Here is a 10,982-nt window from a genome sequence, read left to right on the forward strand (position 1 = left end):
ATCGAGTCGGTGCCGCGCGACCCGGCGACGGCTAGGCTGGCCGACGTGCGAGCGCCGGATGCGCCCGGCAGATTCAAGAGGAGGCGGCGAAGTGTCCGCAGTGAACAGTTTCGATTCCCTCGACACCCTCACGGTCGGTGACGAGGGGTACCAGGTCTTCCGCATCGATCAGGTGCCCGGCTACGAGAAGCTCCCGTTCAGCCTCAAGGTGCTGCTCGAGAACCTGCTCCGCACCGAGGACGGCGCGAACGTCACGGCCGAGCAGATCAGAGCGCTCGGCGCCTGGCAGCCCTCGGCCGAGCCGGACACCGAGATCCAGTTCACCCCGGCCCGCGTGGTCATGCAGGACTTCACGGGTGTGCCCTGCATCGTCGACCTGGCCACGATGCGCGAGGCGGTCGCGGCCCTCGGCGGCGACCCGAACAAGATCAATCCGCTCGCACCGGCCGAGCTGGTCATCGACCACTCGGTCATCGCCGACCTCTTCGGCACGGCCGACGCGCTCGAGCGCAACGTCGAGATCGAGTACGAGCGTAACGGCGAGCGGTACCAGTTCCTCCGCTGGGGCCAGACCGCGTTCGACGACTTCAAGGTCGTCCCGCCCGGGACGGGCATCGTCCACCAGGTCAACATCGAGCACCTCGCCAAGGTGACGTACACGCGCACGGTCGACGGTGTCCTGCGGGCCTACCCCGACACCTGCGTGGGCACCGATTCGCACACGACGATGGTCAACGGGCTCGGCGTGCTCGGGTGGGGCGTCGGAGGCATCGAGGCCGAGGCCGCGATGCTCGGCCAGCCCGTCTCGATGCTCATCCCGAAGGTCGTCGGCTTCAAGCTCTCCGGTGCCATCCCGACCGGCGTCACGGCGACCGACGTCGTCCTCACGATCACCGACATGCTCCGCAAGCACGGCGTCGTGGGCAAGTTCGTGGAGTTCTACGGTGAGGGCGTCGCCTCGGTGCCGCTCGCCAACCGCGCCACGATCGGGAACATGAGCCCCGAGTTCGGCTCGACGGCGGCGATGTTCCCTATCGACGACGTCACGCTCGACTACCTGCGGCTCACCGGTCGCAGCGAGCAGCAGGTCGCCCTCGTGGAGGCCTACTCGAAGCTCCAGAGCCTCTGGCACGACCCGAGCGTCGAGCCCGTGTTCAGCGAGTACATCGAGCTCGACCTCTCGACAGTCGTCCCCTCGATCGCCGGCCCGCGTCGGCCGCAGGACCGCATTGAGCTCACGCAGGCGAAGTCGGCCTTCGAGACCGCTCTGGTCGACTACACGAACCACGTCCACTCGAAGGTCGACGCCGCTGTCGAGGGCACCTTCCCGGCCTCCGACCCCGTCGGCTTCACGCCGGAGGACGAGGACTCGGCGCACGAGCTCTCGCACCGTCACCGCTCGAGCGCGCCCACGACGGCCTCGGCGCCGATCGATGTGACGGTCGACGGCAAGGAATTCACGATCGACCACGGGGCTGTCACGATCGCGGCGATCACCTCGTGCACGAACACCTCGAACCCCTCGGTGATGCTCGCGGCCGGCCTCCTCGCGCGCAACGCCGTGAGGAAGGGTCTGACCGCGAAGCCGTGGGTCAAGACCACCCTGGCTCCGGGCTCGAAGGTCGTCACCGACTACTACGAGAAGGCGGGGCTGACCGACGACCTCGAAGCGCTCGGCTTCTACACCGTCGGCTACGGCTGCACGACCTGCATCGGCAACTCCGGCCCGCTCGCGGAGGAGATCTCCGCCGCGATCGCCGAGAAGGATCTCGCCGTCACGGCCGTCCTCTCGGGCAACCGCAACTTCGAGGGCCGCATCAACCCCGACGTGAAGATGAACTACCTCGCGAGCCCGCCGCTCGTGATCGCGTACGCTCTCGCCGGCTCCATGAACTTCGATTTCGAGAAGGATCCCCTGGGCACCGATCGCGAGGGTAACGAGGTCTTCCTCCGCGACATCTGGCCCGATGCCGCGGAGGTCCAGGCGACGATCGACTCGTCGATCGACACGGCCATGTTCGACACGCAGTACGCCTCGGTCTTCGAGGGCGATGACCGCTGGCGCTCGCTGCCGACGCCGGACGGCGCGACCTTCGAGTGGGATGAGAAGTCGACCTACGTCAGGAAGCCCCCGTACTTCGACGGCATGACCATCGAGACGAGCCCCGTCACCGACATCGACGGCGCCCGCGTTCTGGCGAAGCTCGGCGACTCGGTCACGACCGATCACATCAGCCCTGCCGGCTCCATCAAGGCGGACTCGCCCGCGGGCGCCTACCTGATGGAGAACGGCGTCGACCGCAAGGACTTCAACTCCTACGGCTCGCGCCGCGGCAACCACGAGGTGATGATCCGTGGCACGTTCGCGAACATCCGCCTGCGCAACCAGCTGCTCGACGGAGTGGAGGGCGGCTTCACGCGCGACTTCACCCAGCCCGACGGCCCGCAGTCGTTCATCTACGACGCGAGCCGGAACTACCAGGCCGCGGGCATCCCGCTCGTCGTCTTCGCCGGCAAGGAGTACGGCTCCGGCTCGAGCCGCGACTGGGCGGCCAAGGGCACGAGCCTCCTGGGCGTCCGCGCTGTCATCGCCGAGAGCTTCGAGCGCATCCACCGCTCGAACCTCATCGGAATGGGTGTCGTGCCGCTGCAGTTCCGGGCAGGCGAGACGGCGGAGAGCCTGGGCCTTGATGGGACCGAGACTGTGTCGATCTCCGGCATCACCGAGCTCAACGAGGGCAGGACCCCGAAGACCGTGCGCGTGACGGCCGCGCCGAGCGCGCAGTCGCCCGAGGGCAAGAGCACGATCCAGTTCGACGCCGTCGTGCGGATCGACACCCCCGGCGAGGCCGACTACTACCGCAACGGCGGGATCCTGCAGTACGTGCTGCGCAGCCTCGTCTAGACCACTCCACCCCGGGAACGGGCCCGATCGCCTCGCGCGATCGGGTCCGTTCCGCATCTGGGGACGCTCATCCTGCGCTCTCGGCCGACGCACAGTGAACGACCAGGAATCGGGCGGCACGGCACCAGGGCGCCCGAGGTCGGCCTCGCGTAGAGTGCTGGAATGGCATTGCTCGAGACGATCCACGGCCCGCGCGATCTCGATCGCCTGACCGAGCCCGAGCTCGCCGAACTCGCCGACGAGATCCGCCGATTCCTCGTCGCGAAGGTCTCGAAGACGGGCGGTCATCTGGGCCCCAATCTCGGGGTCGTCGAGATGACGATCGCCATCCACCGCGTCTTCGACTCCCCGCGCGATTCGATCGTCTGGGACACCGGGCATCAGTCGTACGTCCACAAGCTCCTCACCGGTCGCCAGGACTTCTCCCGCCTGCGGCGCAAGGGCGGGCTCGCCGGTTACCCGCAGCGCTCGGAGTCACCGCACGACATCGTCGAGAGCTCTCATGCGTCGAGCTCCCTGAGCTGGGCGGACGGGATCTCTCGCGCGTTCGAGATGACGGGCCAGAGCGACCGGCACGTCGTCGCCGTCGTCGGCGACGGTGCGCTCACGGGCGGGATGACGTGGGAGGCCCTCAACAACATCAGCGACGACAACTCGCGCAACCTCGTCCTCATCGTCAATGACAACGGGCGTTCCTACGCGCCGACCATCGGAGGCATGGCCCGCTTCCTCTCGGACGTGCGCACTCGTCGCGGCTACCGACGCTTCCGCCGCTCGAGCGAGAGCTTCTTCGCGCACTTCGGCGCCCCCGGCCGCGCCTTCTACCGCGGGGTCCGCGGCGGCCTCCACGGCTTCCTCTCGCGCTTCACCAACAACGAGGCGCTGTACTCGAACCTCGACATCAAGTACGTCGGGCCGGTCGACGGTCATGATCTCAAGGCCATGGAGCGTGCGCTGCAGCAGGCGAAGGACTACGGCGCGCCCGTGATCGTGCACGCGATCACTCAGAAGGGAAAGGGGTACGAGCCCGCCCTCGCCGACGTCGCCGACCAGTTCCACGCAGTCGGCCAGATCGATCCGGAGACGGGCGAGTCGATGGAGGTGGCGACGCGCCCCTCCTGGACGAGCGTCTTCGCCGACGAGCTCGTCTCGCTCGCAGATCGCGATGATCGCATCGTCGGCATCACCGCGGCGATGCTGCGCCCGACAGGCCTTCACAAGCTCGCCGAGAAGCACCCGGGCCGCGTGCTGGACGTCGGCATCGCCGAGCAGCACGCCGTCGCCTCCGCCGCCGGTCTCGCTTTCGGCGGAATGCACCCCGTCGTCGCCGTCTACGCGACGTTCATCAACCGCGCCTTCGACCAGGTGCTCATGGATGTCGCCCTCCACCGGGCGGGCGTCACGTTCGTGCTCGACCGCGCGGGCGTCACGGGGCCCGACGGCCCGAGCCATCACGGCATCTGGGATCTCGCGATCCTGCAGGTCGTTCCGAACATCCGTCTCGCCGCGCCGCGCGACGCCACGCGCCTGCGTGAGGAGCTAGCCGAGGCCGTCGCGGTGCAGGACGCCCCCACCGTGCTCCGCTTCTCGAAGGGCTCGGTCGGCACGGAGTTCGACGCCGTCCGGCGCACCCACGACGGCGTCGACGTCCTTCGCGAGGCGCCCCACAAGGACGTGCTCATCGTCACGGTCGGCCCGATGGCCAAGCTGGGTCTCGAGGTCGCGGACAGGCTCGCGGCGCAGGGCATCGGCGCGACCGTCGTCGACCCACGCTGGGTCGTTCCGGTCGCCGGCAGCATCATCGACCTCGCCCGCGACCACCGCATCGTCGTCTCGATCGAGGACGGCATCCGGGTCGGTGGCATCGGCACGCGCATCCGTCAGGAGCTGCGTGCCGCCGGCGTCGACACGGCCGTCGACGAGCTCGGCCTTCCCGATCAGTTCCTCGACCACGCGTCTCGCGACGAGATCCTGGACGAGGTGGGGCTCACGCCTCAGGCGATCGCCCGCGATCTGGTCGCTCAGGTGCTGGGACGACGCATCCCCGTCGCCCGGCCTTTGCCGGAGGACGCGGTCGTCGATGCCTCAGCCGATCAGCCCTCCGACCGCCGCCGGTAGCGCAGTTCCACCGCGCCGTTCTCGAAGGCAGTCGTGCCCGTCATCTCCCGGACGAGCGGCTCGCCGGTCGTGGGCAGCAGGCGGGTCTCCGCGCCGAGCGTGAGCGGCATCGCCGTCATGCCCAGCTCGTCGATCTCGCCGATGGCCGCGAGCTGAGCGGCGGTCGAACCGCCGCCGACGAGCCATACCGATCGTTCGCCCGCGGCTGGCCGCGCCTCGCGCACCGCTCGTGAGGCGTCCCGGCTCACGACGCGGAGGTCTGCGCCCTCGATCTGCGGGACCTCGCCGTGCGTGAGGACCCACACCGGGAGACCGGGGTAGGCCCACTGGCCGCCCTCCTCGAGCAGGAACCGCAGGGTGCCCGCGCCCATGACGACCGCACCGACATCGGCGAAGAAGCCATCGAGGCTCTGGGCGACGTAGTACTGCACGGTGCTCATGCGCTCACGCTCGAGCGGACCGCCGTCATCGGGCGCGCGGGAGGGCGGTCGCCCGGAGCGGAACGGAGACGGCGACGGGCATCCGTCGAGGGAGCCCGGGGTCGTGACCGGTGAATCGGTGCCGGCGGTCGGTGCCGGCGGTCGGTGCCGGCGGTCAGTGCCGGCGGTCAGTGCCGGCGGTCAGTGCGAGCCGCGGATGGCCGGCGTGTGGAACGTGCCGCCGAACACGCGCTCGGAGGCGCCCACCCGGTCGAGGAACGGCGTGACGCCGCCCATCTGGAACGGCCAGCCGGCACCGAGGATCATGCAGAGGTCGATGTCCTCCGGCGCCGAGACCACGCCCTCCTCGAGCATGCGGTGGATCTCGTCGGCGAGGCCATCCTCGAGGCGCCGCGTGAGCTCCTCGACGGTCGAGGGCGTGGAGCCCGCGGGGCGGTGCTTCGCGACGATCGCGACGGCCTTCTTGTCGATGCCCTTCGGGTTGCCCTTCGCATCCTTCTCCAGGAGCACGCCCGCCTCAGCGAGCTCATGCAGCGCGGGCGACTCGAAGAAGCGCTCGGGGAAGGCCGCGTGGTGCGTGTCGAGCACGTGCGCGCCGACCTTGAGCCCCACGAGGTCCAGCAGCACGAACGGATCCATCGGCAGGCCGAAGTGGCGCTGGGCGGCGACGACGTCCTCGAACGGCGTTCCCGTCTCGACCGCGTGCATCGCCTCTCCGAGGAGCTTGGCGAGGATGCGGTTGACGACGAAGCCGGGGGAGTCGGCCGTGATGACGGCGTTCTTCTTCAGCGCAGCCGCCGTGACCATCGCGGTGGCGAGGGTTGCCTCGTTCGTCGCGGGCGCGTTCACGACCTCGATGAGCGGCATGACGGCGACCGGGTTGAAGAAGTGGAAGCCCACGACGCGCTCGGGATGCTCGAGCTTCTCGGCGATCCGCTCGACCGAGAGCGACGAGGTGTTGGTCGCGAGGACCGCGGTCGGCGAGACGTGCTTCTCGATCTCGGCGAACACCGACTGCTTGATGGCGAGCTCCTCGAAGACCGCCTCGATGACCCAGTCGCAGCCCGCGAAGTCGGCCTTGTCGGTCGTGCCCGTCACGAGCGAGCGCAGCCGGTTCGCGTCGTCGGCGTGCAGGCGGCCCTTCTGCTCGAGCGCGGAGATCTCGCCGTGGATGTAGGCGATCCCCTTGTCGACGCGCTCCTGGTCGAGGTCGGTGATGATGACCGGCACCTGCAGGCGCCGCACGAACAGCAGCGCGAACTGGCTGGCCATGAGACCGGCGCCGAGGACGCCGATGCGGGTGACCGGCGTGGCGAGGCGCTTGTCGGGCGCCCCCGCCGGCTTCTTCGCGCGCTTCTGCACGAGGTTGAAGGCGTAGATCGAGGCCCGGAACTGATCGCCCGAGATCAGGTCGGCGAGCGCGTCGTCCTCCGCCGCGAAGCCCGCCGCCTTGTCCGAGCTCTTGGCCGCCTTGAGGAGGTCGAGAGCGACGTAGGGGGAGCGGGCGACGGAGCCGATGCGCTTCTCGAGCATGCTGCGCGCGATGCCGATCGCGGCATCCCACTTCACGGCCCGCTCGATCTTGCCCGGCTGGCTCGGGCGCTTGACCTTGGTCCGCCCGGCGATGACGCCGTCCGCCCAGCGGATCGAGCTCTCGAGGAACGTCGCCGAGTCGAAGATCGCATCCGCCATGCCGAGCTCGAAGGCCTGCTCGGCCGTGAGCATGCGGTTGTTCTTCAGCGGGTTCTCGACGACGACCTTGAGTGCGTTCTCGATCCCGATGAGGTTCGGCAGCAGCCACGCGCCGCCCCAGCCGGGGATGATGCCGAGGAAGACCTCGGGCAGCGCGATGCCGGCGGCGCTGCGGTCGATCGTGCGGTAGTCGGCGTTGAGGGCGACCTCGACGCCGCCGCCGAGGGCGAGGCCGTTGATGAAGACGAACGACGGGACGCCGAGCTCGCCGAGCTTTCCGAGCGCGTAGTGCCCGAGCTGGGCCATGAGCTTGCCCGATGCGCGGTCGGGGATGCTCTCGACCTTGGACAAGTCGGCGCCGGCCGCGAGGATGAACGGTTTGCCGGTGACGGCGACGCCGCCGATCTCGCCGCGCGAGGCGCGAGCGGCCTGCGCGTCCATGACACGCGCGAACTCCAGGAGCCCCTGAGGGCCGAGCGTGCTCGGGCGGGTGTGATCGCGACCGTTGTCGATCGTCACGAGCGCGAGCGTGCCGCCACTCGGGAGGGTCACGTCGCGCACGAACGAGTGCGTGACGACCTCGTCCTCCGCGAGCGCGAGGAGCGGCTCGAACTGCTCCGCCGAGTACTGTGCGATGGCGCTGGTCATCTACTTGCCCTTCCGTCCGCCGCGGTAGTGCGGGTTCTCCCAGATCATCGAGCCGCCCTGGCCGAGGCCGACGCACATCGCCGTGAGGCCGTAGCGCACCTCGGGGTGCTGCTCGAACTGGCGGGCGAGCTGGATCATGAGGCGCACGCCGGAGCTCGCGAGCGGATGCCCGATCGCGATCGCGCCGCCCCACGGGTTCACCCGCGGGTCGTCGTCGTCGAGGCCGAAGTGGTCGAGCAGGCTCAGGACCTGAACGGCGAAGGCCTCGTTGAGCTCGAAGAGACCGATGTCCTCGATCGAGAGACCCGCCTTCTTGAGCGCCTTCTCCGTCGACGGGATGGGCCCGATGCCCATGACCTCGGGCTGCACGCCGGCGAAGGCGAAGCTCACGAGTCGCATCTTGGTCGTCAGGCCGAGCTCCTTCGCGGCGTCCGCGCTCGCGAGGAGGCTCACGGTGGCGCCGTCGGTGAGCGGCGAGGCGTTGCCGGCCGTCACGCGCCCGTGCGGGCGGAAGGGGGTTTTGAGCGCGGCGAGGCCCTCCATCGTGGTCTCGGGGCGCATGCCCTCGTCCGCGGTCGCGAGGCCGTAGCCCTGCTCGCTGCGGAGGGCGACGGGGACGAGGTCGGGCTGGATATGGCCGGCGGCGTAGGCGGCGGCGACCTTCTGCTGGCTGCGCATGCCGAAGCGGTCGGCGCGCTCCTTCGTCAGCGAGGGGAAGCGGTCGTGCAGTCGCTCGGCGGTCATGCCCATGTTGAGGGCGTCGCCGCTCACGAGCTTCTCGGCGAGGAAGCGCGGGTTGGGGTCGGCGCTGCCGCCCATCGGGTGGCGGCCCATGTGCTCCACGCCGCCCGCGATGGCCACGTCGTACGCGCCGAAGGCGATGCCGCCCGCGGTCGTCGCGACGGCGGTCATGGCGCCGGCGCACATGCGGTCGATCGCGTATCCGGGAACGGACATCGGGAGACCTGCGAGGATCGCCGCAGTCCGGCCCAGGGTGAGCCCCTGGTCGCCCTCCTGCGTCGTCGCCGCGATCGCGACGTCGTCGACGCGCTCCTTCGGCAGCGACGGGTTCCGCTCCAGGAGCCCGATCATCGCCTTGACGATCAGATCGTCGGCTCGCGTGCCCCAGTACATCCCTTTTTCGCCCCCTCGTCCGAACGGAGTGCGAACTCCGTCGACGAACACGACTTCGGCTCGATCGGCCACAGTGCCTCCCTTGTCGGTGGTCAACTCCACCAACCTAGGAGCCCCGTGGCGAGCGCGGTGCTTCGACTGCGTGTTCCTACGAACCGCTCTCGTCGGCCTCGACCGGGCCTTGGCTGGCATCGACAAAGGCCTGGGCGATCGTCTGTGCTGTTGCGTCAATCTGCCAGGGCCGGGCGCCGAGCGCGCGCAGGGCATCCCCGATCGATTCGGGGGTCGTCTCGGCGGGAGGATTCCAGGCCAGCCGGCGCAGGTGCTCGGGGATCACGACGTTCTCGAGCGGGATGCGGCGCTCCTCCGCGATGCGCTGCACCGCGGGCTTCGCGGCCCTGAGACGTCGGTCGGCCTCCGGATTGCGATCCGCCCAGGAGCGGGGCGGCGGGATGACATCCTCCGTCGAGCGCAGGACGGGGAGATCCTCCGTCGTGCGCCCCGCCTCGATAGCCGCCCACCAGCGGTCGATCTGCGAGCGGCTCGCTCGGCCGTGGAAGCCCTGCAGCGCCGCGAGCTCTCGCTTGGATGCCGGCAACGCGCGCGCGGCGACGATGAGGGAGGAGTCGGGCAGGAGGCGGCCAGGAGCGCTGTCGATCTCGCGCGCGTAGGCGTCTCTCGCCAGCCAGAGCTCGCGGGCGACGGCGAGCGAGCGCTGCCCGCGCACGGAGTGGAGGCCGGACAGTCGGCGCCACGGATCGGTGCGGGGCTCGGGGGTCTCCCGCTTCAGCACGGCGGCGAATTCCTGCTCGGCGAGCTCGAGCTTGTCGTCGGCGGCGAGGAGCGCGGCGATCTCGTCGCGGACGTCGACGAGCAGCTCGACGTCGAGCGCCGCGTAGGTGAGCCACGAGGCCGGCAGCGGTCTCGTCGACCAGTCGGCCGCCGAGTGCTCCTTCGCAAGATGCAGGCCGAGCGTGGACTCCACGACGGCGCCGAGACCCACGCGCGGCAGCCCGGCCAGTCGCGCGCCAAGCTCGGTGTCGAAGATCGTCACGGGGTCGAGGCCGACCTCGCGCAGGCAGAGGAGATCCTGACTCGCGGCGTGGAGAACCCACTCGACCTCGCCGATCGCCTCCTGCAGCTCGGCGAACGAGCCGACGGCGGGCGGATCGAAGAGGAAGGTGCCAGCCCCACGGCGGAAGACCTGGATGAGATACGCGCGCTGCGAGTACCGGAAGCCGCTTGCGCGCTCGGCGTCGACGGCGACCGGGCCCTCGCCGCCGGCGAGCGCCTCCACGGCGGCGAGGTAGCGCTCGCGGTCGCCGATCACGACGGGGGTGACGACGGGGACGGCGGTCGGAAGCGGATCGGGCGCCGCCGGGACGGCCGTGCCCTGCGCCGTCTCGAGCGCGGGCTCCTCCTCGGGCTGCGCCGGCGTCGGATCAGACACGGGGCAGCCGTCGAGTGGGAAGGACGGCGACGCCCTCGGGAGCCGGGGGAAAGCCCGCGATCATGCAGAGGAGCTCGGACCAGCCCTCCACGTGCGCGGCGAGGTCGTCGTCGAGCGGCGTCCACGACGCCCGCAGCTCGAGCTGCGCACCGCTGCCCTGCGCGGCGAGCTCGCCGTACCCGGTCGAGAGCACCTTCGTCGCCGTGCCGCTCGCAGCGGTGTAGGAGGCGCCGCGCGCCTCGAGCGCGTCGACGAGCCAGGCCCAGGTGACGTCAGCCACGAAGGGGTCGAGTCCGATGTCGACCTCGAGAGGAGCCTGCACGAAGCACACGACGCGCACCGTCCCGTTCCAGCCGGCGGGTGCCTCCGGGTCGAAGAGCACCAGAATCCGACCCGTGCCGAGGTCGAAGTCGTCGACGTGACGCGCGGGGTTCACATCGGCCGTGAGCGCGTACGAGAAGGGTGCGAGCCCGCTCGGCGCCGCAATGCTGCGCACGTCGAGCTCGGGGCGGAGGACGGCCCGGTCGACGGAGGCGATCAGCGCGTCGAACACCTCCTGCGGCGATGCGGGAGAGAGGGGCACCCCTGCAGACTA

7 protein-coding genes are annotated in these 10,982 nt (G+C 70.1%); 2 read left to right on the plus strand and 5 right to left on the minus strand.

What is annotated here, in order from left to right; all coding sequences use genetic code 11:
• The first annotated feature begins 91 nt into the window (after positions 1–91).
• Positions 92–2,905, plus strand: coding sequence for an aconitate hydratase AcnA (gene acnA, locus FHX53_RS02930; protein ID WP_343050769.1), 2,814 nt, complete (start codon positions 92–94; stop codon positions 2,903–2,905).
• A gap of 162 nt (positions 2,906–3,067) precedes the next feature.
• Positions 3,068–5,023, plus strand: coding sequence for a 1-deoxy-D-xylulose-5-phosphate synthase (gene dxs, locus FHX53_RS02935; protein ID WP_182489837.1), 1,956 nt, complete (start codon positions 3,068–3,070; stop codon positions 5,021–5,023).
• Here the strand turns inward: dxs and FHX53_RS02940 are convergent.
• The 5 genes from FHX53_RS02940 to FHX53_RS02960 form a co-directional block, all read right to left on the minus strand.
• On the minus strand, positions 4,999–5,463 hold the full coding sequence (locus tag FHX53_RS02940) for a dihydrofolate reductase family protein (RefSeq protein WP_182489838.1): 465 nt from the start codon (positions 5,461–5,463) through the stop codon (positions 4,999–5,001). The genes dxs and FHX53_RS02940 overlap by 25 nt on opposite strands.
• Positions 5,464–5,643: 180 nt before the next feature.
• Positions 5,644–7,803 (minus strand): 3-hydroxyacyl-CoA dehydrogenase NAD-binding domain-containing protein, encoded by a 2,160-nt coding sequence (locus tag FHX53_RS02945; RefSeq protein WP_182489839.1) that lies wholly within the window; start codon positions 7,801–7,803, stop codon positions 5,644–5,646.
• Complete coding sequence (locus FHX53_RS02950; RefSeq protein WP_425488298.1) at positions 7,804–8,988, minus strand: thiolase family protein; 1,185 nt, start codon at positions 8,986–8,988, stop codon at positions 7,804–7,806.
• Positions 8,989–9,085: 97 nt separating this feature from the next.
• Complete coding sequence (locus FHX53_RS02955; protein WP_182490123.1) at positions 9,086–10,267, minus strand: HRDC domain-containing protein; 1,182 nt, start codon at positions 10,265–10,267, stop codon at positions 9,086–9,088.
• Between the two features lie 112 nt (positions 10,268–10,379).
• Positions 10,380–10,970, minus strand: coding sequence for a DUF3000 family protein (locus FHX53_RS02960; RefSeq protein ID WP_182489840.1), 591 nt, complete (start codon positions 10,968–10,970; stop codon positions 10,380–10,382).
• Positions 10,971–10,982 lie beyond the last annotated feature (12 nt).

The sequence above is a fragment of the Microcella alkalica genome, from assembly GCF_014137945.1.
GTDB lineage: Bacteria > Actinomycetota > Actinomycetes > Actinomycetales > Microbacteriaceae > Microcella > Microcella alkalica.